The organism is Desulfovibrionales bacterium (genome assembly GCA_028715605.1).
Lineage (GTDB): Bacteria > Desulfobacterota > QYQD01 > QYQD01 > QYQD01 > QYQD01.
Map to the genome: position 1 here is coordinate 1 of JAQURM010000016.1, position 24,484 is coordinate 24,484.

General features: G+C 48.3%; 24 protein-coding genes. 17 read left to right on the forward strand and 7 right to left on the reverse strand.

What is annotated here, in order from left to right; genetic code table 11:
- From PHT49_11205 to phoU, 7 genes are all read left to right on the forward strand, one after another.
- Positions 1–225: winged helix-turn-helix domain-containing protein (locus tag PHT49_11205; protein MDD5452451.1), on the forward strand; the 225-nt coding region annotated here is incomplete at its 5' end.
- Positions 222–1,997: an ATP-binding protein gene (locus PHT49_11210; protein ID MDD5452452.1), complete on the forward strand. Its 1,776-nt coding sequence runs from the start codon at positions 222–224 to the stop codon at positions 1,995–1,997. The genes PHT49_11205 and PHT49_11210, both read left to right, overlap by 4 nt.
- Before the next feature lie 241 nt (positions 1,998–2,238).
- Positions 2,239–3,156 (forward strand): PstS family phosphate ABC transporter substrate-binding protein, encoded by a 918-nt coding sequence (locus PHT49_11215; GenBank protein MDD5452453.1) that lies wholly within the window; start codon positions 2,239–2,241, stop codon positions 3,154–3,156.
- Positions 3,116–4,105 carry a phosphate ABC transporter permease subunit PstC gene (gene pstC / locus PHT49_11220; protein MDD5452454.1) on the forward strand — a complete coding sequence of 330 codons (990 nt, stop codon included), beginning with the start codon at positions 3,116–3,118 and terminating at the stop codon, positions 4,103–4,105. The genes PHT49_11215 and pstC overlap by 41 nt, the downstream gene beginning before the upstream one ends.
- Entirely contained in the window at positions 4,105–4,953 is an 849-nt protein-coding gene (gene pstA, locus PHT49_11225) for a phosphate ABC transporter permease PstA (protein ID MDD5452455.1), read from the forward strand. Before pstC ends, pstA begins: the two co-directional genes overlap by 1 nt.
- A gap of 9 nt (positions 4,954–4,962) precedes the next feature.
- Positions 4,963–5,724, forward strand: a complete 762-nt coding sequence (gene pstB / locus PHT49_11230; protein MDD5452456.1) for a phosphate ABC transporter ATP-binding protein PstB — start codon at positions 4,963–4,965, stop codon at positions 5,722–5,724.
- A 15-nt stretch (positions 5,725–5,739) separates the two neighbouring features.
- Positions 5,740–6,429 (forward strand): phosphate signaling complex protein PhoU, encoded by a 690-nt coding sequence (phoU, locus tag PHT49_11235; GenBank protein ID MDD5452457.1) that lies wholly within the window; start codon positions 5,740–5,742, stop codon positions 6,427–6,429.
- Positions 6,430–6,461: 32 nt separating this feature from the next.
- Here phoU and rnhA read toward each other — a convergent pair whose 3' ends face one another.
- The gene (gene rnhA, locus PHT49_11240) at positions 6,462–6,938 is read right to left on the reverse strand and encodes a ribonuclease HI (protein MDD5452458.1); all 477 of its coding nucleotides are present in this window, start codon (positions 6,936–6,938) and stop codon (positions 6,462–6,464) included.
- Positions 6,939–7,195: 257 nt separating this feature from the next.
- Between rnhA and PHT49_11245 the strand changes: the two genes are divergently transcribed.
- From PHT49_11245 to nadA, 5 genes are all read left to right on the forward strand, one after another.
- Positions 7,196–7,840, forward strand: a complete 645-nt coding sequence (locus PHT49_11245; protein ID MDD5452459.1) for a hypothetical protein — start codon at positions 7,196–7,198, stop codon at positions 7,838–7,840.
- Positions 7,833–8,570: an ATP-binding protein gene (locus tag PHT49_11250; protein ID MDD5452460.1), complete on the forward strand. Its 738-nt coding sequence runs from the start codon at positions 7,833–7,835 to the stop codon at positions 8,568–8,570. Before PHT49_11245 ends, PHT49_11250 begins: the two co-directional genes overlap by 8 nt.
- 263 nt (positions 8,571–8,833) lie before the next feature.
- Complete coding sequence (locus tag PHT49_11255) at positions 8,834–10,945, forward strand: DNA translocase FtsK (GenBank protein ID MDD5452461.1); 2,112 nt, start codon at positions 8,834–8,836, stop codon at positions 10,943–10,945.
- Between the two features lie 49 nt (positions 10,946–10,994).
- Positions 10,995–11,642 carry an outer membrane lipoprotein carrier protein LolA gene (locus PHT49_11260; protein MDD5452462.1) on the forward strand — a complete coding sequence of 216 codons (648 nt, stop codon included), beginning with the start codon at positions 10,995–10,997 and terminating at the stop codon, positions 11,640–11,642.
- A gap of 40 nt (positions 11,643–11,682) precedes the next feature.
- Positions 11,683–12,600, forward strand: coding sequence for a quinolinate synthase NadA (gene nadA / locus PHT49_11265; protein ID MDD5452463.1), 918 nt, complete (start codon positions 11,683–11,685; stop codon positions 12,598–12,600).
- Between the two features lie 75 nt (positions 12,601–12,675).
- Here the strand turns inward: nadA and PHT49_11270 are convergent, their stop codons facing one another.
- The gene (locus PHT49_11270) at positions 12,676–12,798 is read right to left on the reverse strand and encodes a hypothetical protein (protein MDD5452464.1); all 123 of its coding nucleotides are present in this window, start codon (positions 12,796–12,798) and stop codon (positions 12,676–12,678) included.
- A 753-nt stretch (positions 12,799–13,551) separates the two neighbouring features.
- Between PHT49_11270 and PHT49_11275 the strand changes: the two genes are divergently transcribed.
- From PHT49_11275 to PHT49_11295, 5 genes are all read left to right on the forward strand, one after another.
- On the forward strand, positions 13,552–13,983 hold the full coding sequence (locus tag PHT49_11275) for a PilZ domain-containing protein (GenBank protein ID MDD5452465.1): 432 nt from the start codon (positions 13,552–13,554) through the stop codon (positions 13,981–13,983).
- A gap of 173 nt (positions 13,984–14,156) precedes the next feature.
- The gene (locus PHT49_11280) at positions 14,157–15,137 is read left to right on the forward strand and encodes a P-loop NTPase (GenBank protein ID MDD5452466.1); all 981 of its coding nucleotides are present in this window, start codon (positions 14,157–14,159) and stop codon (positions 15,135–15,137) included.
- 119 nt (positions 15,138–15,256) lie between these two features.
- Entirely contained in the window at positions 15,257–16,141 is an 885-nt protein-coding gene (locus PHT49_11285) for an HDOD domain-containing protein (protein MDD5452467.1), read from the forward strand.
- A gap of 323 nt (positions 16,142–16,464) precedes the next feature.
- Complete coding sequence (locus PHT49_11290) at positions 16,465–17,169, forward strand: GAF and ANTAR domain-containing protein (protein MDD5452468.1); 705 nt, start codon at positions 16,465–16,467, stop codon at positions 17,167–17,169.
- A gap of 224 nt (positions 17,170–17,393) precedes the next feature.
- Positions 17,394–18,734 carry a glutamine synthetase family protein gene (locus PHT49_11295; GenBank protein ID MDD5452469.1) on the forward strand — a complete coding sequence of 447 codons (1,341 nt, stop codon included), beginning with the start codon at positions 17,394–17,396 and terminating at the stop codon, positions 18,732–18,734.
- A 49-nt stretch (positions 18,735–18,783) separates the two neighbouring features.
- On the opposite strand, the gene PHT49_11300 is transcribed toward PHT49_11295, so the two are convergent.
- The 5 genes from PHT49_11300 to PHT49_11320 form a co-directional block, all read right to left on the reverse strand.
- A complete protein-coding gene (locus PHT49_11300; GenBank protein ID MDD5452470.1) occupies positions 18,784–20,661 on the reverse strand; it encodes an ABC-F family ATP-binding cassette domain-containing protein in 1,878 nt (625 codons plus the stop codon).
- A 144-nt stretch (positions 20,662–20,805) separates the two neighbouring features.
- Positions 20,806–21,027, reverse strand: a complete 222-nt coding sequence (locus PHT49_11305) for a hypothetical protein (protein MDD5452471.1) — start codon at positions 21,025–21,027, stop codon at positions 20,806–20,808.
- 58 nt (positions 21,028–21,085) lie between these two features.
- Complete coding sequence (locus tag PHT49_11310) at positions 21,086–22,774, reverse strand: DUF262 domain-containing protein (GenBank protein MDD5452472.1); 1,689 nt, start codon at positions 22,772–22,774, stop codon at positions 21,086–21,088.
- 170 nt (positions 22,775–22,944) lie between these two features.
- Positions 22,945–23,577 (reverse strand): hypothetical protein, encoded by a 633-nt coding sequence (locus PHT49_11315; GenBank protein ID MDD5452473.1) that lies wholly within the window; start codon positions 23,575–23,577, stop codon positions 22,945–22,947.
- Between the two features lie 377 nt (positions 23,578–23,954).
- Complete coding sequence (locus PHT49_11320; GenBank protein ID MDD5452474.1) at positions 23,955–24,434, reverse strand: hypothetical protein; 480 nt, start codon at positions 24,432–24,434, stop codon at positions 23,955–23,957.
- Between the last annotated feature and the right edge of the window lie 50 nt (positions 24,435–24,484).

Consider the following 24,484-nt stretch of genomic DNA (forward strand, 5'->3'; position numbering starts at 1 on the left):
ACTGTAACCGAATTCAATCTCCTGCACACCCTTTTGAAGGGCCGTGGACGGGTGCTGACACGTGAGATTTTGCTTGACCAGGTGTGGGGATACCACTTTGACGGTTATGCCCGCACTGTGGATACCCACATTAAAAGACTGCGGCAAAAGCTAGGTGCTGCCGGTCAGGTCATTGAAACGGTACGGGGTGTAGGGTATCGTTTTAAAGAAGAGAGTTCCCGGTGAAACAGTTTAAATGGAGACTATTCCTTACCTATCTGGCAGTAATCCTGGTGATATTTGCTGCCGCCCAGCTCTACGCGAGTTTTGTATTCAAGGAGACGCTCATTGCCGGCGTTTCCTCCGATCTGGAGTCTAAGACCTATTTGATAAAGACCGTCCTCGAAAAGTACCCCCGGCCGGGTTCGCGCGCTTACGGGATTGACTCCATGGTTAAAGACATGGGGCGGACTATTCAGCCCAGGATAACGGTTATCGGCCTGGACGGGGTAGTGATCGGGGATTCGGAGGTGCCGCAGAAAGATATCCGGGCTATGGAAAATCACGCCCATCGGCCCGAATTTGTGGAGGCCCTGAAGACGGGTTTTGCCACCAGCATACGCTTTAGCACCACACTAAAAAAGAAGTCGATATACTCTGCCGCCCTTTCTAAAAAAGACGGCCTTCCGGCTTACGTGGTCCGTCTGGCCTTGCCTCTAGATGATGTGGAAAAGAAGGTGGCGGCGACCCAAAGGTACTTTTTAATAGCGGCGGCCGTTGGGCTTATCCTGGCCTTTTTTCTTAATCTGCTTATCGCCCACGGGCTTAGCAGGCCCCTTGGTGAAATGACATTCGCGGCCCGGAAGATGGCCGAGGGCGATTTTGAGTACAGGATTCGCAGGATTCCCCAGGACGAATTGGGTGTTTTGGCCGAGGCGTTGAATTCTCTTTCCAGCCAGCTAAAGACAAAGATTGCGGAGATAATGACTGAAAAGGGCAAGAATGAGGCCATATTGAAGGGGATATCCAGCGGGATAATGGCGGTGGACAAAGAAGGCCGGATTATCCTGTTGAATCAGGCCCTGCGAGATTCCTTTGCTGTAGATCAGGATGTTTCCGGCCGGCCGCCGGTTGAGGTTATCAGGAGTATCCCTTTACAGGAGGCTTTCACGATTGTACTAAAGGAGCGCGCTCCGCAGAGGCTGGAAATCCCGGTTGCTTACCCGAGAGATAGGGTATTTGATGTCCGTATCGTTCCCCTTTTTGCTGCTGACATCATACAGGGGGCCATTGCCGTCTTCCATGATATGACGGACATCAGACAGTTGGAACAGATTCGGAAAGACTTTGTGACTAATGCCTCCCATGAATTAAAGAATCCCCTGACCGCTATCAAGGGATATGCGGAAACCCTGCTTGAAGGTGGGATTGATGATCAGGAGAAGGCCAAATCATTTATCAGAATTATCAGCGAACATGCAAATCGTATGGATAATCTGATTCAGGACATACTGGCTCTGGCCAGGCTTGAGGCCCAGGGAACTGGGATATCTAATGAGCAGGTAAGCGTGAAGGAAGTAGTGGAGGGTTCACTAAGAGCGTTAGGTCCTCAAGCGGAAATGAAGCGCATAAAATTCGCACGGGAGTTCCCGCCGGAAGATATTATGGTCCGGGGCGACCATGAAAAATTATCTCAGGCCGTTCTGAACATCGTGGATAATGCCATAAAATACTCCCCTCCGAAAACGAGAATCACAGTTTCCTTGTCTGAACGCGAGGGCGAGGCACAGATCGACATTCGGGATGAGGGCCCGGGCATCCCTAAGGAGGATCAGGAAAGGATATTTGAGAGGTTTTACCGGGTGGATAAAGGCCGTTCGCGTGCGATCGGCGGCACGGGCCTGGGTCTCTCTATTGTCAAACATGCAATACTGGCACATGAGGGAAAGGTCTGGGTGGAAAGTGAACCGGGCGAAGGCTCCATATTCCATATCGTTTTTCCAAAACACTCCAAATAAACGCCACATTTCTGTCATCACACTAAAGTAAAAGCCTATCAGTTTAGTTCCTTGCAAAAACTCTTTTTTTGTCATTCCCGCCCGCCTGTGGCGGATAAACTTCAGCGGGAATCCAGAGCCCAAGTCGCGAAATAACTCTGTACTGTAGAAGGGAGGTGGGATGTCAAGCAGTTGCAATCAGTTTGTCACAGAATTGTCACGCTTTTGTATTTATATTACTCTTAATTAAAGGAGAACGGTTATGAAGTTAAAAAACAAAGGTTTTATGTCTATAATAGGATTGTTAACCTTTACTCTGGCGGCCTTACTGGTTTTAACATCTTCTCTTTCTCTGGCGTCTGGTTTTATCCAGGTCAAGGGCTCGGATACAGAGGTAAATGTGGTGCAGAGGATGGCGGAGATTTATATGCAGAAAACTAAGGGCGCAGCCATTGCCGTCACCGGCGGAGGCTCCGGTGTAGGGATTGCGGCTATTATTAATCGCACCACTGACCTGGCCAACTCATCCCGGGCCATGAAATCACAAGAGCTGCAGCAGGCCAAGATGAATGGCGTGGATCCGATAGCGGTTGTCTTTGCCATGGACGGGCTTTCGGTGATAGTAAATCCTGCCAACACGGTGAAGGGGCTTACCCTGGATCAGATCGGCCAGATTTATCGCGGGGAGGTTAAGAACTGGAGCCAGGTCGGCGGGCCGAACCTCCCCGTTACCCTTTATGGACGCCAGCCGAATTCCGGGACCTTTGTGTTTTTCCGGGAGTCCGTTGTCCGCGGGGACTATGCCAATACCATGAACCAGATGAACGGCAATGCCCAGATCGTTGAGGCCGTTAAGCGCGATAAGGGCGGCATTGGCTATGTAGGTGTCGGCTATGTGGTGGATGATAAAGGCAGGGTAACACCGGGCATCAAGGTCCTGAATGTGGCTAAAGATAAGAACAGCAAGGCCACGAGTCCTACTGATGCTAAAAACATAGAAAGCGGCGCTTATCCGATTGTGCGTCCTCTCTACCAGTACTTCGACAAGGCAAACAGGGGAAAAGTGGATGGATTTGTCAGGTTTGAACTCGGCCCGGAGGGGCAAAAGATAATCTCAAAAGAGGGATTTTACCCGGTCAATGCTGAAGATAGAAGGTATAATGCCCGGTATGGTTTCTAAGGCAAATAAATCCCCCCTGCCCCCTCTTAACAAGGGGGGGATAAGGGATGATTTTAAAACAGGGGGGTTCGGCTGGAGAAGGACTAAAGAACGGCTGATCGCCTCCTTTTTCTTCTTTAACGGGATCATTTCCATCATCGTCCTTTTGGGTATTTTTTCTCTGCTCTTCAGCGAAGGCCTGCCTGCCTTCAAGGAAATCCATTTTTCCGAGTTCTTTCAGTCCACCTGGAATCCCACCTCTTATGTAAAGGCTACATATGGCCTGGGGGCCATAATGGTTAGTACGCTCATAGTCACCTTTGGCGCCCTTTTGATCGCGGTGCCGGTTGGTCTGGCCTGCGCAGCTTATCTGGCTGAGATTGCTTCGCCGCGCGTCAGGGAGGTTCTCAAACCGATTATCGAGATACTGGCCGGGATTCCCTCCGTGGTATTAGGCTTTTTAGGAATAGTGGTTGTCAATCCACTTATTGCCGGGGCCTTTGGCCTCCCCAATGGCTTGAACGCCTTAAATGGATGTATCCTCCTGGCCATTATGAGCCTGCCGACTATTATCAGCCTTTCTGAGGATGCGATTGGTGCGGTTCCAAAGACTTATAAGGATGCCTCGTTAGCATTAGGGGCGAGCCGCTGGCAGACGTTGGTACGCGTCACTATCCCGGCCGCGCTCTCCGGGATTATCGCCTCCATTATGCTGGGGATGGGGAGGGCGATCGGGGAGACCATGACCGTCCTTATGGCCACGGGCAACGCTCAGGCCATGCCCCACTCGTTTCTGGACGCCGTGCGCACCATGACGGCCACGATCGCCATCGAACTCGGCGAGGTTCCCTTTGGCTCGGCCCATTATCACGCCCTTTTTGTTATCGGCTTTGTCTTGTTTGTAATGACCTTTCTGGTTAATCTCATCTCCGATATTATCCTCCAGAAGTACCAGGAGGTGGAGCAGTAATGAAGAAAGAAACGGTGGAGACGCTTGGCTTTAATTTGTTCCGCCTGGGCAGCGTTCTTGTGGTGCTTATTCTGGGACTCATCCTGTTTGATATTTTCTATAAGGGGATCGGCGCCATCTCCTGGGAATTTTTGACGGCGGAACCCCGGATGGGCATGACCGAGGGCGGTATATTTCCGGCGATAGTGGGTACGGTCTATGTTACCGTGATTACAGCCTTGTTTGCGGTTCCGCTGGGCATGTTTGCCGCCATTTATCTTAACGAATATGCCCCGCATGGCCCGCTTACCCGTGTCATACGTCTTTCCATTCGCAATCTCTCCGGCGTTCCCTCCATTGTCTATGGGCTATTCGGTGTGGCTATCTTTGTGCGCACGCTTCATCTTGGCGCCTCCGTGCTGTCGGCGGGGCTTACGCTCGGGCTTCTTACACTTCCCTGGACGATTACGGCCAGCGAAGAGGCCCTCAAAACCGTACCCAAAAGTTACCGCGATGGGGCACTGGCCTTGGGGGCTACCAAGTGGCAGGCCATACGCACCAATGTCTTGCCCTATGCCGTACCCGGAATGCTTACCGGAACGATTCTGGGTCTGGCCAGGGCCGCGGGTGAAACCGCGCCCATCCTCTTTACCGGCGCGGCCTTTTTTCTCCCGTTCCTGCCGGACAGTCCCTTCAGCCAGTTCATGGCCCTGCCTTACCACCTGTATGTCCTGGCCACCCAGCACCATGACGTGGAAAAGGTAATGCCCTTGGCCTATGGCACGGCCCTTGTTTTGATCGCGCTTGTGGTTGGCCTCAATCTGGTCGCGGTAATTATCCGGTATCATTTTCGCAAGAAACGAGGTTAAGAAAATCTTATGGCGGAAGAAGCCAAGATATGGACGGAAGGACTCAACTTTTTTTACGGCCTGGTTCAGGCCCTTCATGATATAAGCATCCGGATACCGCCCCATAAGGTAACGGCATTTATCGGGCCTTCGGGGTGCGGAAAGAGCACCTTTTTGCGTTGCCTGAACCGAATGAATGAGACTATTGTCGGCACGCGCATAGAAGGTAAGGTCTTTATCGATGGACACGATATATATGATCGTTCTGTGGATGTCGTGGATATCCGGCGGCGGGTCGGCATGGTCTTTCAAAAGTCCAATCCATTCCCAAAGTCTATTTTTGACAATGTGGCCTATGGCCTGCGTATTGGCGGCTTAAAGGATAAGAATAAACTGGCCGAGATTGTGGAAAAGGCCCTTATCGATGCCGCCATTTGGGATGAGGTCAAGGATCGGCTTCAGGAATCCGCCATGGGTCTTTCCGGCGGGCAGCAGCAGCGCCTTTGCATCGCCCGGGCCCTGGCAGTTGAACCGGAAGTCCTGCTTATGGATGAGCCGGCATCGGCCCTGGATCCGATTGCCACCCAGCGTATCGAAGAATTAATTCACCAACTCAAAGAAAAATATACTATAATTATCGTCACCCATAATATGCAACAGGCGGCGCGGGTATCAGACATTACTGCGTTTTTTTACCTGGGGCGGATCATTGAGGTTGATGATACGGAGACGATATTTACCAGACCCAAACTCAAACAGACCGAAGATTACATCACCGGCCGATTTGGCTGATGCTGGAGAGAGACTATGCCCACCACCTTCCACCAAGAACTGGCAAATTTAAAGATCAAGCTCCTGGAGATGTCTTCTCTGGTTGAGGAATTATTGAAAGACACCATCCTTGCATTCAACAAGCGCAATGTATATGCGGCCCATTGTGTTATAGACAAAGACGAGGTGATAGACCGGCTGGAAAACGAGATAGACCATCAGTGTCTGAAGCTCCTGGCCCTTCAGCAGCCCATGGCCATAGACCTGCGATTTATAACTACGGCCATGCGCATTAATATTGATCTGGAGCGTATGGGCGACCAGGCCGTTAATATCGCCGAACGTGTTGTCCTCATGGCCGAAGAGCCTTTTATGATTAAACCCCTGGGGTTGAACAGGATGGCCGGCAATTGCCAGGAGATGTTGCGGGAGGCCATAGACTCCTTTGTTAATCAAGATACCCGTATCGCTGCGTCTGTTTGCGCGCGGGATGACGTTATAGATAACCTTTACTTAAAGGTGGTCTGCGACATACTGGAACACATGATGAATGACCCATCGACTATTAGTCAAGGGGTTCACCTCCTCATCGTTGCCCTTAATCTGGAGCGCATAGCCGATCTGGCTACCAATATTGCCGAGGATGTCATTTTCATGGTCGAAGGCCGGGTCATAAGACATGTCGGCGAGCCGGGGAAGGAGGGAGTGAAAAAGGCTGAAAGCTGAAGGCTGAAAGCTGAAGGCTGAAGGCTCAAGGCTCAAGGCCGGAGGCTGTCCACATCCATCTCACCGCCCAGGCCCTTTTTGATGGCGGAAACCGCTAACCGGTCGGCGCGGTCATTTTCCGGGTGTCCCTGATGGCCGCGAATCCAGCACCATTCGATATTGTGTTGGGATGCCAGAGTGTCCAGCCGCTGCCACAGATCCACATTTTCCACCGGCTTTTTATTGCTCTTACGCCAGCCCCTTTTTTTCCAGTCGTGAATCCAGACGGTAATGCCGTTTTTGAGGTAGGACGAATCCGTGGTTAATATAACCCGGCACGGTTTTTTCAGGCTTTCCAGCGCCCGTATGGCGGCCAGAAGCTCCATGCGGTTATTAGTGGTGTCCGGACTGAATCCGGATAGCTCCTTTTCGTATTTCCCGGAGCGCAGGATAACGCCCCATCCGCCCGGCCCGGGGTTTCCGCTGCAGGCCCCGTCTGTAAATATTTCTACCACTTTTGTTTGATCCAAATTAGTTACTTCCTGTTCCTGACGATGTTTGCGCCCCGGCGCATCTGCGATTTGACGGATTAAGTTACATGATACGGGATAATAATGCTACGAAAAAGCACGCGCCTTTTCTACCTGGAAAGCCGTCCACCTGATATTTAAATAGATTTTTTCTTATTGTGTTATTCGGCAAATTCTTATACGATTACCCCTAACCGCCGCTCTCGATGAAAAAATTCGAGTCGATATAATCTATAATGTTAGCGAGAAACTGACACATGAACAAAGAAGAGGAAAAATATTTACTTGACAGAGTCTGGCATAAAAAGAAGAACGTCAAGAATACATTTTTAGAAGTTTCAAAGTTTCCCCACATTTTTATCACGAATGCTCCTCTCACTTTCGGCCACTCGCAACTCGTAGTTCCAGCCCCTCCAGGGACAGATCCTGTCGATGAAAGCAAGATGTTTCGATTAGCGGCACCTCTGATCGAGAATGTTCTGAAGGTATTCGAAATCTTTTTTGCCAAGCGGAAACACCACACAAAAGCGCCTTTCCAGAAGTTGGCCGAAGATACATACTCTTACGGGAAGTATATCAAGACACTGATTCTGCGTACCAGTGCCGATGACGATCCAAAGACTAAAGTAAAATTCCATTTAGTTCCCTATTTCGAATCGAATCAAGTAGATTGCCACAAGCGATATCATTCACTTCATAGGGCTTCTCCGAATAAAATAGGTGGCATGATTGGTTGGTTAGGAGAACGAGAAACCCAAGTCGACAATTGGTTGGTTGATGGTTTTCCTGGTCCGGTAACGCTGGATCAGATCGGAATGGATATTTGGAAACTGCCGGAACTCGCAAAACGGTTTGAGCGAATTTGGCTTAGTCTCGCTAATCGGGTAGCCGGAGGTGTTTAGCGGTGTCCCGGTGCCGAATATAGATAAAGAAATAAACCGCTTTGTGGGGAGGGCCTTACATAAGTACAATCTTTTGTCCGATGGAGACCATATCCTGGTTGGTCTGTCCGGCGGCAAGGACAGCCTCTCTCTGCTTTATATCCTGAATGAGTGGAAGAAAAAAACGCCCTTTCCATATAAACTTTCGGCTGCGCATATAGACCTTGGTTTTGACGGCACAGATACGGGGGCTATCGAAGATTATTGCCGGCAGCTAAGTGTGCCCTGTTATGTGGAAAGGACAAATTTCGGGCCTATGGCCCACAGCGGGGAAAATCGGGAGAATCCCTGCTTTTTGTGTTCCCGATTACGCCGCAAGCGCCTTTTTGAGATAGCCCATACATTGGGCGCCAACAAGGTCGCCCTTGGGCACAACAAAGACGACCTCATTGAAACACTTTTTCTCAATATACTTTACAGTGGCGAGATAAGCACCATGGTGCCGCGCCAGCCTTTTTTTAACGGACTGATCGCGGTCATACGCCCCCTGGCCATGGTGGATGCAGAAAAACTGGAACGGTTTGCCGCCAGGCTATCCATGCCGGAGATTAAAAATCCCTGTCCGAGCGCGGGGTCTTCCCGCAGAAAAGAAATAAGGGAGATGCTGAAGACACTTTACCGGCAAAACAAGAAAGTGAAAGGCAATATCTTCCATGCCCTGTCCAATGTCCATCCGGATTATCTGCTTTGACGCCGGGTTGCCACAAAGACACTAAGGTGCCAAGAGTATAGGATAATGTAATCGCTTTTCATCTGAAAATCCCTCTCTATAAAAAGACAAACTCCAGGTTCTACCCTTGGAAAGAGGAAGGCAGTGGGATTCTTGTTTATGTTCTCTTTGTGCCTTCGTGCCTTGGTGGCTGGATGGTTAGCTTCTGCATTGAATTGTGTTGACAATACCCCTTGAAAAATTTAGTTTTAGCAAAAGAATACCGGATGTAATATGTGATTAATATGCCTGGAGAATCATCCCCTAAACCATCTTTAAAGCAGGAGGCCCTGGCGGTCATCGGCTTTGCCCTGGCGCTTTTCCTCTTGGCCGGCCTTTTATCTTATACGCCGGAAGATCCCTCCTTTGGCCAATATAACACAGGGGAGGCCCGCAACTGGGTCGGTACGGTTGGGGCTCATGTGGCGGCCCTGTTATTTGACGTATTTGGGCTGGCCGTTTTCTGGCTGCCGGTTCTTCCGGTCGTCATCGCCTTGCGCCTCCTGAAGCCGGAGGTCGTAGCCAGGCAGGTCGCTTATCTGGTGTTGGGATGGCTTTTCTTGCTGGTCACCACGTGCAACCTCTTTTCCCTTATCTGGGGGCCGGGCCGGGTAACTATTTTTTCAACGTCCTATGTCGCCGGTGGTATTGTAGGCGAGGTGATGGCCCGGGCTTTTACCATGAAATTAAACAAGTTTGGGGCCTACCTGGTATCGGTCACCTTTTTTATCCTGTCTCTTATGATGGCTACCGGTCTCTCCGTCTATCTTTTATGGCATAGGACAAGGGATAAAATGGAGGTATTGACCGGGAAACTGAAATCAGCAAACAGGGCCAGAAAGGCAGAACCCGCTAAACCGGGTGAAAAAAAGGAGGCGCCGCGCATCGCGGAGCCTGTACACAGTGAGAAGACTGAGATAGTCTTGCCTCCGGTCCAGGAAGAGCTGCCGTTTATGCGCTTGGCCGGTGATTTCAAGCTGCCGCCCCTTTCCCTGCTCGATGTCCCGCTTAAAGAAGAGCGGGAAAGAAACAAGGAGAGTCTCCTGGCCAATGCCCGGCTACTGGAGAACAGGCTGGCCGATTTTGGCGTTGCCGGTAAGGTGACGGAGATATGTCCGGGGCCGGTCATCACCATGTATGAATTCGAGCCGGCTGCCGGTGTGAAGATCAACCGGGTTACCTCATTGGCCGATGATCTGGCCCTGGCCCTGCGGGCCGGGAATATACGGATTGTTGCCCCGATACCGGGGAAATCGGTTATAGGGATTGAGATCCCCAATACCTACAGGGAATCGGTTTACCTGGGGGAAATCTTGGGAAGTGAGGTCTTTTCCGGCGCCGCATCGAAATTGACTATGGCCCTGGGCAAGGATATCGTCGGCCAGCCGGTAGTGACCGACCTGGCTAAAATGCCCCACCTTCTGATCGCCGGGGCCACCGGCGCGGGAAAGAGCGTATTTCTTAATGCCACCATCTGCAGCATCCTTTTTAAATCCACTCCGGACCAGGTGCGTTTCCTGATGATCGATCCCAAACGGATTGAGCTTTCGGCCTACGGGGATATACCGCACCTCCTGCACCCGGTAGTTACCGAGCCGAAGAAGGCTACAAAAGCCTTGGGCTGGGCGGTAGCCGAGATGGAACGCCGGTACATACTGCTCGAAGAGAAAAAGGCCAAGAACATTGATAAGTACAACCATAATAATGACAACCCTCTTCCTTACATCATTATTGTAATTGATGAATTGGCCGACCTTATGCTTGTTTCCTCCCACGAGGTGGAAGAACATATAACCCGTCTGGCCCAGATGGCCCGGGCCGCGGGTATTCACCTGCTGGTGGCCACTCAACGTCCTTCGGTGGATGTCCTGACCGGTGTGATCAAGGCCAATTTCCCGACGCGCATTTCCTTCCAGGTATCATCCAAGACAGATTCGCGGACTATTCTGGATACCGGCGGGGCTGAAAATCTACTGGGCGCCGGTGATATGCTCTTTCTCCCCCCAGGTACGGCTAAATTGCAGCGTATTCACGGGGCCTATATATCCGAAGCGGAGATCATGCGGGTGGTTGACTTCCTGAAAGGGCAGAAGGAGCCGGCCTATGACGAAACAATATTGAAGGTAGAAGAAACGGAAGAGGAAACGGAAGACGGCGCCGACTACGATGAAAAATATGAAGAGGCGGTGCAGTTGGTACTGGAGACCAGGCAGGCCTCTATCTCCATGATCCAGCGGCGTCTGCGGGTGGGTTACAACCGGGCGGCGCGCATGATCGAGACCATGGAAAGAGAAGGTATCGTTGGCCCGGCAGATGGGAGCAAACCACGTGAGGTCCTTGTACACAACCTGGGTTAGCATGTATTCTTTCTGGTTTTACAGGAAGACACACGGCCGGAGGGCACACTTGGCCCTTGTCTCGTTCTTTGTTCTGGCCCTTAGCGCCGGGGAGGCATTTGCGAAGCCCCTGACCGTTGATAACATAGTGGCGCGCTTACAGGAGCGCTATAACACCATTCAGTGTATAGAGGCTGATTTTGAACAGGAGACCAGGCTGACGGCCCTCAATCAGCGGCGTCTTGCGGAAGGCAGGGTTTACTTTAAAAAACCGGGGTGTATGCGATGGGATTACTTAAGGCCTGATAAACAGGAGATAGTAACCGACGGAAAGACGGTGTGGATTTATATCACCGCAGAAAAACGTGCCTATAGGTTTGATGCCCAGGCGTACCTGCAATCGCAGCTAACCATGGATTTCTTTTTAGGGCGGGGGGATTTTAAGAAAGATTTTGTTACTGTTATGGCTCCGGAGAGTAAGAAGGCCAGGGGGGATTTTTATATCCTGACGCTCCTGCCGCGTTACACCCACCCGCAGGTGAGTGAGATAAAATTGTGGATTAAAAAAGATACATTCCTTATAGATAGCATACTCTCCAAAGACCATTTCAGCAATACTACTCTCCTTCATCTAAAAGGGCAGCGTATAAACGGCCCCCTGGATGACCACATTTTTGCCTTTTCCCCTCCAAAGGGGACAGAGGTTATAGATAGATAATACCCAAGACAGGGTGTGGAAGCAACGAAAGGTATTAAAGATGTCTCTGGAAAAACTACAGGCGGAAGTCCGCAGACTCCTTAAAGAAAAAAACGCCATACTTCTGGCGCATAATTACCAGCTTCCTGAAATCCAGGATGTTGCCGATCTGACCGGAGATTCTCTGGATCTGAGTGTCAGAGCGGCCAAAACCGACGCCAAAGTGATCGTCTTTTGTGGGGTGCGTTTCATGGCCGAGACCGCAGCTATCCTTTGTCCGGATAAGACTGTTATTTTGCCCCGGCCGGATGCGGGGTGTGAGATGGCGGATATGATCGATGCGGCTGCGCTACGCGCCAGGAGGTTATCTCTTCCCGGGGTTCCGGTGGTTACTTATGTAAACTCCACGGCCGAGGTCAAGGCCGAGAGTGACATCTGCTGTACCTCGGCTAATGCCATAAAAGTAGTCAATTCTTTGACGGATGCCGGCGTAGTCTTAATGACCCCGGATCAAAACTTGGCTCAATATACCCAGCGGCATACAGACAAGAAGATAATATACTGGGAGGGGTACTGTCCGATACATGAAAATTTAGGCGTGGAGGATGTGTTGAAGGCTAAGGCAGGGCATCCGAAGGCATTATTTCTGGCCCATCCCGAGTGCCGTCCGGAGGTTATTGACCTGGCTGATGCCGTACGCAGCACGACGGGCATGCTTGCTTTTGTGCGCGAATCAAAGGCTGAAGAGTTCGTTATCGGCACCGAAGTTGGGCTTCTTTATCCGTTACAGAGGCAAAATCCTATGAAAAGATTTTATCCGGCTTCGGATAAGATGGTCTGTGAACACATGAAGCTTACCCGTCTTGGGGATGTTATTGCGGCGCTTTCTGAGCTTAAGAATGTGGTTCACGTGCCGGAACAAGTTCGTGTCCTGGCCCAAAAAGCAGTGGATCGAATGCTCGCGGTCCCAAGGGATTAAGATGTTCGGATGATATTCGTATGGGAAGGCAATGATATAAGGAGGGAAAGGAAGGAAGAAGCCTTTTTATGGGTTTTAGCGTTCCGAGGGCGCGTATCGACGCACCATCTCCATGACCAGCCTCATCCGTTCCTTTACCGGCATTTGCAGGTATAACGGGCTCAAAAGCAATATCCTGACAATCTCCTGTTTGTTCATAGGTTATACCGTATTGCTGAGTTGCTGACTCCTTTACTATATATTCGGCAGGATCCGACCGCTGCATGAACATCTCCGGATAATTTCAAATAAACCACCTGCAAGACCAAGGTATATCTCTGCAAGCCTCAGTCCCGTCGGAGATGCCCGACTTAAACGGGTGCATTACCGTAGATTCACTTCTTCATCTGGCGGCCCGCCCGCTCGCATCTTCGTTTACAATTCATACATATTGCCTGCTGTGTCGGCTTATATGGTTTCTTCAAGCAATTCATCTCTCCACCTCCTTATAAAAAATGTGTGTCAAAAAGATAACATCTTATATAACGACTGTCAAGCTATTGAATAAGCAAAATATGTGCCATTATTTATCATAAACCGCTCAAGGATTTAACTCACTGATTTTATTATATTTATGGTTAGGGATCGAGATGGCCGGTCCAGTGGTTTGTTTTTTTGTGTCAAAAAAGTACCACTGAAGTGACGATTTTTGCCCCACAAGGCCTTCCAGGAAATTACAAGTGAAGTCACCGGTCATCGGCTAACTGCGGAAAATATTTAACCGTCAGCTTCTGTTACAAGTGACAACTGACTATTGACCAATGACATTTAATAATTAGACGCTTTATCATGCCATTTGTTTATAGCCGTTCGATTTTTTCGTGACTCAAAATGCTTAAAGATAATGCCGGGGAAATCCGATGAATAACAAAGATAACAAATTAAACGGTACGACCGTCGCTGGAGGAATTGGTGGATCCTTCCGAACGCCGTCGCGAGAAGCGTCACGAGATTTATCATCCGATAAAAATTCTTATAGTTGATCCTGAATGGGTGCAGTACGGCCTTCCGGCCAGGTATGATGGGTTTGTCAGCAACCTGTCCATGGCGGGCATGTGCATATATCTCCAGGAGGCTTATAATCCTTTGGGCATAGACGATCTCCTGGGAAGACGGATCAAGATAGAGATAAACATCCCCTTCGTGAGTCAGCGTTTTTTTTTGCTGGGAGAAGTCCGGTGGGGGACACGTGCAGGCCAGGCCAGGCATGTAGTCATGCTGGGCATGCAATTCGTAGAGATGACCCGGTTCCACTTACAGAATATAGAAAAATTCCTGGCGGTCGATGCCAAAGACCATAATATGCTCTGGGATCTCTGGGATAGTCTGGGGATCAGTGAATAGCGGGAGTTGTTGGGTATGACGGCACAGTAAAAAGTCCATTTGCTACGTTGCGCGGCATCCTTCGTCACTGCGGCGTAACTATAACTACGCCTCATTCCTCAGGATTTGCGCGCCTTGCAACTGAAGCTTTTTACTGTGCCGTCCCAAAGTCACTTGTTACAGGATTATCAAATATGGTGCAGCATAAAATGTGGGCTATAGGGGGAGGAAAGGGCGGGGTGGGCAAAAGCGTCCTGACTCTGGCCCTGAGCATCTGGCTGGCCAAACTGGGCAGGAAGGTAACAGTGGTTGACGCCGACCTGGGAGGGGCGAATCTTCACATTTTACTCGGCATACGTTATCCAAGCGTAACCCTCCAGGATTTTATCAGCAAGAAAGTGGATAGATTGAGTGACATCCTCATCGATACGCCTCACGAAAATCTGAAACTGATCTGTGGGGCTGATGACATGCTGAGCCTTGCCAATCCTAAATATACACAGAAGATGAGACTGCTTAACCAGCTAAATAACCTGCCTACTGATTTTGTTATTCTTGATCTGGGGGCGGGTACTTCGTATAACGTCCTGGATTTCTTCCTTTATGCGACAGGAAAGATTGCTGTATTTACCCCCCAGGCTACTTCTCTTCAGAACGTTTATGGTTTCATCAAAAGCAGCCTTCTAAGGCGGTTATCGCGGGAATTCTCCCAAAACGAGGCGCTTTCGTCTCTGATAACCAGGTTTGCCGGCGGCTCCGGAGGGGAAAAGATAAGTTCCATGAGCGAGTTGAAACATATAGTCCGGGAGGTTAGCGAAGAAAACTACATAAGACTTTGTCGGATAACAGACAGCTTCGATGTCAAGATCGTGGCTAATATGGTAAAAAAGGACAAAGACCGCGAGGCCTCTAAAGTAGTGCGGACGGTCACTGAAAAATATCTGGATATCCATCTGACCGATCTTGGTTTTGTGCAATATGATCCGGAGATTGAGAGATCGGTAAACAGAATGGTTCCGTTTCTTTTAGATAACAGTAAAAGCCAGGCGGCATTATCAACATACCAGATGGCTTATGAAATTCTAAGGGAGACTGCGGCAATATCTGCCGGGAACGAGGGTGTTAGCCCTGGTTCATTGCATCCAAATCCGGGCTCTGCCGTAAGCCTGCCTTAAATATATCCATAATCTCGACGGGTCGATATGGCGTGCAGTTATGTCCCTTTGCGCTTAACCCTTTTTGTAAAAGGAGCCGATATAATAAAAGAAACCAAAGGAACAGGAGATAATATGGTATGCAAGTGGATAACATTAAGGATTATGTTAAGGTAAAAAAGATTCGCGAGGGTGTGGGGGCGATCGATACCCTGCCTACTATCCCGGTTACCCTTGAGAAGATTTTTTCCATCCTGGAGGATGAGAATAAGTCGGCGCGGGACCTGGAAAATATTATTAAATATGACCAGTCACTGAGCGCCAAGATCATCAGTGTGGCCAATTCGGCCTTTTATGGTCTGCGCATGCAGGTGACCACAATCAGCCGGGCGGTAGTAGCCATCGGATTTACCGAAGTTAAGAATCTGGCTATGAGTGTGGCCTTAATGAATTTTTTTAAGACCAAAACAAGGTTTCCGGGGTTTAGCGTGGATGGATTCTGGCTACATTCCATTGGAGTGGGCATTGTATCGCGCATGATTGCGCGTATTACCGCTAATATTGACCCCGAGTCTTTATTCACCTGCGGCATTGTGCATGATATAGGCAGGGTAGCGCTTTGTGCCTATTTCCCGGAGGAATTCAAGGCCATACTGGATATCAAAGACCGGGAAAATTGTTCCATGCTGGAAGCTGAAGAAAGGTATGGACTTAAGCATACCCTTATGGGGCGATGGTTAGCGGAAAAGTGGCAGTTTCCGGAGGCTTTTATCCAGACTATGTCTTGCCATCACCACCCGTATGAACAAAAGACCTTCCTCCCGGCTGCCGGTATAGTGCAACTGGCGGACATTTTGACGCACCGGGCAGGCATGGGAGAGGAACCTGATGACAGCCGGACATGGCCCGTTTCGTTGCTTAAGGATCTGGAGTTAACCGAGGATTATGTTACAGGCGTAGAAGAAGGGCTCTACTCCCTTAAGGATGTAATAAAAGAGACCTGGGGGTCGCTTATTTCCGTATAAGTTACCCTGTAAAATTACCCTCTGTTAAGGTAACTTCATCTAATCCCGCTACCAGGGATCATCAATAATTTCAAATGGTAAAATCATCTCGGAGATACGCCTTGGCGTGAGCTGCAGGCGGATCAAATCAGATATAAATGACCACAGTGAATGTCATTAGTCAATAGTCATTTGTCAGTGGTAAAAGAGATCCACCCTTTCAACTTAACCAATGACTAATGACCAGTGACGAGTGACGAGTGACGTCTTGAGCTTTGAGCCTTTTGAAGTATGGGCTCTTTTTCTCTTGACGGATTTCGGTCCCGGCAGCTATATTTCTTTTTATGTCAGGTGATCAATCCAGGTCCTCTTTTGAAAAGCAGATCGAGGCCCTTACCGAGATCAGCAGCGCTATTACCTCTGATAGATACATAGAGGATATCTTGCGCCTGATTGTTACGGTAACCGCTGAAGCTATGCACTCCAAGGTTTGTTCCCTCTGGCTCCTTGATGAAAAGGACAAGACATTAAGACTGCGCGCCACTCAGAGTATTAGCCGGGAATACTTGAAAGAGCGCAGCCTGAAACTTGGCGAAGGGATTGTCGGGAAAGTAGCGGCAACCAATACGCCACGTGCCGTCTATAACGTCCAGGAAGAAGAGGATTTTAAAGAAAAAGAACTGGCCAGAAACGAAAATTTGGTATCTATGCTGAGTGTCCCCATGGCCGTCAAGGGCCGCGTTATCGGGGTTGTCAACTGTTATACGCCTTATCCCCATCATTTTTCCGAGATCGACAAGAAGGTCTTGATCACCGTGGCTAATGAAGCGGCTATTGCCATTGAAAATACTGAGTTGATGGTCCGCACCAGGGTGATTCAGGAGGAGTTGGAGGCCAGAAAACTTATCGAAAGGGCTAAAGACATATTGATAAAAAAGCGGGGCATATCCGGTGAAGAGGCTTACCGCTGGATACAGAGACGGAGCATGAATACCCGGAAGACTATGCGGGAGATCGCCGAGGCCATTTTTCTGGCTGAAGAGGCATAAAGACGTATCCCTTGCGATGGCCCCGTGCGTAAAATGTTTACAATTTTGTCGAACAATATGGCCTATTCTTACAAAAATGTAAATAATATATGCGTGCCAACCATCTCGATTATTTTCTTAATACCTTGAATTTGCTAATTATTTTGTCAGCGCCTTGTTGTGGCATTATCCTTGCTGAATAGCCCGTAACAAATTTTGATTATTAAAAATAAGGAGGATTAGTAATGCCCTGCGAAAAATGTCAAACGGCAGAAGATGTCTTGCGCATCGTGAAGGACAAGGATGTCAGTTTTATTCAGATATGGTTTACTGACGTGCTTGGAATACTCAAGAGCTTTGCTATTGCGCCGTCAGAACTGGAAGCGGCCTTAACGGAGGGAATGGGTTTTGATGGGTCATCCATCGAAGGTTTTGCCCGCATCGAAGAAAGTGACATGATTGCCAAACCGGATCCTGCCACCTTTGAGTTTATCCCCTGGAGGCCCCAGGATAGGCCTACGGCCCGGATGTTTTGCGACATACTGGAGCCGGCGGACGGCAGTCCCTATGCCGGCGACCCCAGGTATGCCTTCAAGCGGGCCCTCAAGCAGGCCGCAGACAAAGGTTATACCTTTTATGCCGGTCCGGAGCTGGAGTTCTTCTACTTTGAATCCGGCAAAGAGCCGAAGATAATTGATCAGGGCGGGTATTTCGACGCACCCCCGCTTGACATAGGGAATGATCTCCGCCGGGCAACCATATTTACATTGCAGAAGATGGGTATCCAGGTGGAGTACAGCCACCATGAAGTGGCCCCAAGTCAGCATGAGATCGATCTTCGTTACGATGAAGGCCTGCGTATGGCCGATAAGACCATGACTTACCGGATTGCGGTGAAAGAAACGGCCCGTTCTATGGGTTACTACGCTACTTTTATGCCAAAGCCTATCTTTGGTATGAACGGCAGCGGGATGCATTGCCATCAGTCCCTTTTCAAGGGATCCAAGAATGCCTTCCATGATGCCAAAGACCAATATCACCTGTCCAGTGTGGCCAAACATTATATCGCGGGACTGCTCAAGCACGCGCGGGAGATTATTGCTGTAACCAATCAGTGGGTGAATTCTTATAAGCGGTTGGTGCCCGGTTATGAGGCCCCGGTTTATATTGCCTGGGCCCGCCGCAATCGTTCCACCATGGTGCGTGTGCCCATGTACAAACCCGGCAAGGAGCAGGCTACAAGAATTGAGTTTCGCGCTCCTGATCCGGGCTGTAACCCGTATCTGGCCTTTACAGTGATGCTGGCGGCCGGCCTTGAAGGTATAGAAAAGAAGTATCCTCTGGCTGAACCGGTAGAAGAGGATGTTTATCATATGACACCGGCCAGAAGGGCTGAATTGGGCATTAACTCCCTGCCCGATAATCTCTTCGAGGCTATCCGGGAGATGGAAAAGAGTGAGTTAGTGCGCAGGGCCTTGGGAGACCATATCTTTGACAAATTTGTAGAAAATAAAAAGATTGAGTGGGATATGTACCGCACCCATGTAAGTCAGTATGAAATAGACAGGTACCTGCCGATACTCTAACCCTCTACAGAAATATAAAAAGGGGGCGGCTGTCTAGTCCGCCCCTTTTTTATTCTTTTTCGCCTTCGGGTATTTCAAGCTGTTTCAGCCTGTTTTCAAAAAGTGCGCTTTTTTCATTTAATTCTTCCGAATGAGTTTCCAGTTCGTCAAAAAGCCTGTCTATTGATGTCTGGGAGGCGTAAATAGCCTGTGAAAGTTCAACAATTTTCTCGCCGGTATTTTCTTCCGATGCCCTCTGCATGGCTTCAGTGTATTCAGTAAGCTCTTTTTCGAGGGCCTCGATTTTGTTTTCTATTTTCGCGATTCTTTGCTCGAGCGGTTTTAATGTCTTGGACTTTTCCGTGATTATTTCGGAGCGAAGACGGCGAAGCCCCTTCTTGTTTAATTTTGAGCCCGGTTCAAGGCTGTCGTCAGAGGCAGGAATGTTTTTTACAAGGTCTTTTTCTTCTTTCCATCCTTCCTTCTCAAGGAACTGCTGGTAGGTTCCTTCGAAAACATGCGCATTTTCGTCCTGGAATACAATCAGACGTTCGGCAAGGGCATGGAGAAACATCTCATTGTGGGTTACCATTACTACTGCGCCTTCAAAACTATCAAGGGCCGCAAGCAGGGCATCGCATGAGTCCATGTCAAGATGGTTTGTCGGTTCATCAAGAAGAAGCAGATTGACAGGGGTCGCAAGGAGTTTACCCAGAAGCACCCTGCTCTTTTCGCCGCCCGATAAGACTCCGATTTTCTTTAAGGCGGAATCTCCTTCGAACATCATGACTCCGCAAACGTTTCTTGCAGTCTGTCTGTCGATATCATGGTGGGCATAGAGAATTTCTTCTTCTATCGTTCGGCTGTCTATAAGGTGGTTTACATTGGTTTGTTCAAAAAAACCTTTTAGCGAAGCCGGATTATAATCGACCTGTCCGCTTTGGGGAGGAAGGGCGCCGGCAAGAATTTTTAGAAGAGTTGTTTTACCCTTTCCGTTTTTCCCGATAACGCAGACCCTGTCACGGGCTCCGATGGTGATATCGAACTCCTTGATAAGGGTTGTATTTTGATCATATGAGAAGGATATATTGCTTGTGCTAAGAATGCGCTTTCCGCGGTAAGGGGCGCTCCTGAAGGAGAAGTCAAGGGTTTTGATCCTTTCCAATTTATCCTTTTTCTCGGTTTTGTTTAAGGTCTTTACCCTCGATTGCACCATATTCGCGAGCCTTGCCTTTGCCCTGAACCGGCTTATAAAAAGCTCGATCTCTTTCCTGCGCTTTTCATCGTTGACGCGTGTTTTTTCGTATATTTCCTCGTCCTGTGCGATCTGAGTGTAATATTTCTCTGTGTCTCCGGTAATTTTCCGGATTTTTTTACGATGTATTCCGAGGGTATGGGTTACTATTTTATCCATAAACCCCCTGTCGTGGGTGATAAGCATGATCTCCCCCGGCCAGCCGGCAAGAAAGCGTTCAACCCAGCGTATCGAGGTTATATCGAGATAGTTTGTGGGCTCGTCTAAGAGCAAAAGATCCGGTCGGGATACAAGCACCTTGGCGAGATTGAGGCGCACCTGGAATCCTCCGGAAAGCTCAAGGGGATTCAGTTTTAAGTTGGTTAAGGAAAATCCGAGTCCGGCCAGGATTTTTTCAACTTTCCAGAAATGCTCTTTTTCATCTTCTACAAGACCCCGCATGCCTTCTTTAAGAACGGTATCTTCAGTAAAGTTGATATGCTGTTCAACGCAGCCGATACGGTAGAGCCTGGGTATAATTATGGCGCCGGAATCGGGAAGTTCTTCCTTTTTTATCAGCCTGAATAGAGTTGTTTTCCCGTGGCCGTTTCGTCCGACAAGGCCGACCTTCTCTTTAGGGTTTATCTTGAAGCCGGCCTCTTCAAAAAGGACGTAACTGCCGTAACTTTTTGAAATATTTTCTACGCTTATCATAATCTAACACCTTAAAAATGATGGCAACTTAAAGCCTTTTTCAGAATAAAAAGCAATAAAAAAGACGCAACAGCTCGGCCTTCAGACGGTCTTCCTGTCCGCCGCGGATCAGGATTCCGTCCTTGCCTTCGGCCGGTGCTTCCGCTAAGGTGTCAACATATTAGCAGGACTCACCCTGTTAATTTTTACGCGGGGTTTATTTACGGCCTGATTCAGGGATGGGATGCCCACAAAGGTCTTGATCTTGCCGCTTGGGCCGCGGCCATGGTCAGCCTTAAGCTGGGAGGCCGGGCCGGCATTCCGTCCCGGGAACAACTCAGGGAAGAGGGTTACATATAACCCCGTAGGGTGGGCTTTGCCCACCATTATTATCTGGATAATAAGTGATATTTTTCAACAACGTCCCGGTCTCCGGTCTTATTGGTCAGTATTGAAAACGGCCTTCAATAAGCTTCTTCCTCGCGACCAAGAACTCATCGTAATTATTCACATTCCAGTTGCCTTTTGGAATGAGATGTTTTTTCAATTCATCTTCGTTGCCGCCGAGAGATTTTATCCATTCGGCAAACGGAGTCTTTGACTTAATTTTATTTTCGCTGCTGCCTATGTATCTGAGATTGAAAATACTATTGATCTTATTTTCTGGGATTTTTGCTTTGCCTAATTCAGACTGCGAAAAAATATGATCTTGTTCAGGTAGATTTCCTTTCATTCGGGGCTGAAAGTTAATCGAGCCGCCATAGCAAATTGAGAGGACTAAGTAACTATCCGACGAGGAATATTTGACGTTATCCAGAATATCGGAGTCTAATTTCATACTCTTCTTTGTTTCAGCATTAATCTTCTTTTCAAGTTCTTCGGATGGAAACAATTTGGCTTTTTTGCTATCCATTGTTTCCTTGCATTTATATAAGATTGTATCTGCTTGGCCGCCGAAGATACCCGACAACAGAGCTTTAGTAAGCCAGAGACGCATTTGGGTTATCTCAGTGTCTGAGATGCAATTAGCCGCATGGCCGAAGCCCTTGCGGCCATTTTTGAATATCCAATAAATAATAGGGATTATTGCATTATTACTTGGTATGGTTTTATAACTGGTAAGAAATATTTTGTCCTGCAGCAGATCGACACAGAGCGTGATAGCTTTTTCAATTGATTTCCAATCTGTTTTCAAATTGTCTATCAGAGTCGATTTGAAGTTCTTAGTTTTATACCTTACTTCCTCGTTGCTTTTTGCATACATGACCAGAGCTGTCTTCAGCACAAAGTCATTAGAGAATTTATATCTGTCATTGGCGTTTATACCCGTTAATAACGCGTCAAACTTTTCTCGCGCATCTGACCATTTTGACTTGATTGTTGAGAACAGAAGATCTGAATATGATAGCTGTGTACCGCCCGAGTTTGTTCTCACGAAAATATCCAAGACTTTATCGTAATTCTGCTCTACTTCTGGATAGTAGTAGATAATCTTCTCTGCCTTCAAATATTGACAAAGGCGGGCGATATTGTTCTTTTGGCTATCTGAAAGGTCTAAGGCATAACTGTCCTTTATTTTCTTTGAGATTGTAGTCAGCTCACTAAAAATCTGCGAGATGTTCAAATCATAAATATCCTTGACCTTATACCAGAGTTTCTTCTCGCCGTTATCTTCAATAAAGTCCACTCCTTTGTTGCTATTGAAGAATTTAAACTCAAAAAGAATGCCGTCCTCTTGCTCCTCCTCTCCGCTCAGGACATTAAAATAGAGGTCATATGGATTATTCCGGATTATGTAGTTGCCCTTGAGAATAAGATAAAAAGTCGTAAGCCGCTGTTGGCCATCCAAGACAAGAAAATATTCCTTTGCGGAACTTATCTCGGTATTTTCTTTGTTTTGCTCCTTGCTTGTTTTAACAAATTCGAGTTTCTTGATTTTTTCTTTTCTCAGAAATGCCCCGCTTTGCTTCCAAAATAAAAATGTGCTAATCGGATAATCGCGCATGATTGAATCAAAGAGCGTGTAAACTTGTTCAGGTTTCCAGACAAAATTGCGCTGAATGTCGGGAAGAAAATATCTCCTGTTTATTTCTTCAACAACTTCAGGTACTGCCTTTCTTTCATAGTCTTGCACTGGTATCTCCTTTGATCAGTATTAGCACTTCGGGCTTATATTGGGGTGTGTGTATTCAATTTATATTTACGTAGAACGTTCAAAATAACCGGCCTGCGCGCTTTTTCGTGCAGGTCCGGTTCATTGCCGGGTTAGGCCACACGGCCACGGAGCTCCGCATGGCCGATCGACTAAAGAATGCGCCTGCAATCGGATGGAACACGGAGTTGCCCCAGTTCCTCATATTCCGAATCTGTGACGGGGTAGAGTCGATACACAATCCCAGACGTATTTACCATAGGTTTGTAATAGGTGATGAAGTCAAAAACAGTGTTCGCGGTTCGCGCGAGGAACTGAATGACGCGAAGTGTGAAGTGGTCGAGTGCCCAAGCGTTATCTGTTACATAGATCAGCAACATCAGGTGCGGGAATTTCTTATAGTGACGATACTTTTTATTCTTCTTCGCAATTAGACCTATTACTTGGCGTCCGCGCTCAACGGGGCTGAAGTCGGTTGGCTTTGGGCCGGCAAAGCCACGCTTTCCGACCGGCGCATACTCAACCAGTTCTAGTCCCATTGGTCCGAGGTTGGTTTCAACAGTGAAATCGATATCGTTTTCTTCATTCTGAACGGGTTGAGCAAGGATCTTGGCCGGAAGGTCGTAGTCGCGCGCATCGGCGGCGAACTGGGTTGCCACAAGGCGCTCGATACCTGCCTTGTCCTGGGGTAACTGCAAGTCGTTCTTAGCCATTTCTTGTGGCGGTCCGCCTGTCCCTACCGTGACGGAGAAGTGATAAGGGGTTCCTGTCGGCTTCTTATGCATTGCGTGTCCCCGTTGTGTCTACAATGTGGCCTAACATTATAAATTATATCGACTCGACTTTTTTCGTCGAGACCTGCGGTTAGGAATAATCGTATAAGAATTGGCTGAATAACACAATAAGAAAAAATCTATTTAAATATTAGAGAGATAGGGTTGATAAGACAAAGAACGATATTGGCTTCTCAATTGGGGAAAATCTACTTTTTGTTGAAAATATCAATATTATGTCGAGTCGACATAATATTGGCAATTTATTATCCGGAGGCTTGGTGAAGGGCCGGCAGAATAATAGGCCAAAAAATTACCCTCCCCCTCTCTCAAGGGGAAGGGTAATATAGAATTTTGACGGGTATAATATATGAGGTAGAAACGAGTATTTACTTTTTCTTTGCTGTGGCTGAGGCCTTGCCCTTAGCTGGAGTCTTCTTAGTGGTTTTTTTTGCTGTTTTCTTTGCAGCCGGTTTCGCGGCTTTTTTCGGGGCTGCTTTTGCCTTAGCGGCGGCCTTCTTTTTAGGAGCGGCTTTTTTCTCTTTATTCCCTTCGAGCCTGCGCAATTGCTCTTCAAGTTTCTTTATCCTGGCAACAGCGCTTTTCACTTTGCTGTCCGCGGCCGGACTTTTCTTGTCGTTCAGAACCTCGTATGTTCTTCCGCCAAGCTCGGTCATATAGCTTTGAATCTTCGTCTTCAGATCAAACATCTTATATTGCCTCTTGCCCTCGGCGGTGAGTTCGCCCACTTTTTGCGATACGACAACCGCCCCTTCCTTTACCACGGCAATGCCTTCTTCGATGCCTTTCTTCAGATCTTTTTTAATCTTGTCAAAAAGACCGGCCATTGTTTCCTCCTTGTAATCCATTTTTTATCCGTGTTGAAAATCCAGCATAGGCGGATATCCTGCAAGCGAGC

Bases quoted from the DNA above. Each gene is read 5' to 3' on its own strand.
- PHT49_11215 (MDD5452453.1), top strand. From the start codon at position 2,239: ATGAAGTTAAAAAACAAAGGTTTTATGTCTATAATAGGATTGTTAACC.
- pstC (MDD5452454.1), top strand. From the start codon at position 3,116: ATGCTGAAGATAGAAGGTATAATGCCCGGTATGGTTTCTAAGGCAAAT.
- pstA (MDD5452455.1), top strand. From the start codon at position 4,105: ATGAAGAAAGAAACGGTGGAGACGCTTGGCTTTAATTTGTTCCGCCTG.
- pstB (MDD5452456.1), top strand. From the start codon at position 4,963: ATGGCGGAAGAAGCCAAGATATGGACGGAAGGACTCAACTTTTTTTAC.
- phoU (MDD5452457.1), top strand. From the start codon at position 5,740: ATGCCCACCACCTTCCACCAAGAACTGGCAAATTTAAAGATCAAGCTC.
- PHT49_11245 (MDD5452459.1), top strand. From the start codon at position 7,196: ATGAACAAAGAAGAGGAAAAATATTTACTTGACAGAGTCTGGCATAAA.
- PHT49_11255 (MDD5452461.1), top strand. From the start codon at position 8,834: ATGCCTGGAGAATCATCCCCTAAACCATCTTTAAAGCAGGAGGCCCTG.
- nadA (MDD5452463.1), top strand. From the start codon at position 11,683: ATGTCTCTGGAAAAACTACAGGCGGAAGTCCGCAGACTCCTTAAAGAA.
- PHT49_11270 (MDD5452464.1), bottom strand. From the start codon at position 12,798: ATGAACAAACAGGAGATTGTCAGGATATTGCTTTTGAGCCCGTTATAC.
- PHT49_11280 (MDD5452466.1), top strand. From the start codon at position 14,157: ATGGTGCAGCATAAAATGTGGGCTATAGGGGGAGGAAAGGGCGGGGTG.
- PHT49_11285 (MDD5452467.1), top strand. From the start codon at position 15,257: ATGCAAGTGGATAACATTAAGGATTATGTTAAGGTAAAAAAGATTCGC.
- PHT49_11290 (MDD5452468.1), top strand. From the start codon at position 16,465: ATGTCAGGTGATCAATCCAGGTCCTCTTTTGAAAAGCAGATCGAGGCC.
- PHT49_11295 (MDD5452469.1), top strand. From the start codon at position 17,394: ATGCCCTGCGAAAAATGTCAAACGGCAGAAGATGTCTTGCGCATCGTG.
- PHT49_11300 (MDD5452470.1), bottom strand. From the start codon at position 20,661: ATGATAAGCGTAGAAAATATTTCAAAAAGTTACGGCAGTTACGTCCTT.
- PHT49_11305 (MDD5452471.1), bottom strand. From the start codon at position 21,027: ATGGTGGGCAAAGCCCACCCTACGGGGTTATATGTAACCCTCTTCCCT.
- PHT49_11315 (MDD5452473.1), bottom strand. From the start codon at position 23,577: ATGCATAAGAAGCCGACAGGAACCCCTTATCACTTCTCCGTCACGGTA.
- PHT49_11320 (MDD5452474.1), bottom strand. From the start codon at position 24,434: ATGGATTACAAGGAGGAAACAATGGCCGGTCTTTTTGACAAGATTAAA.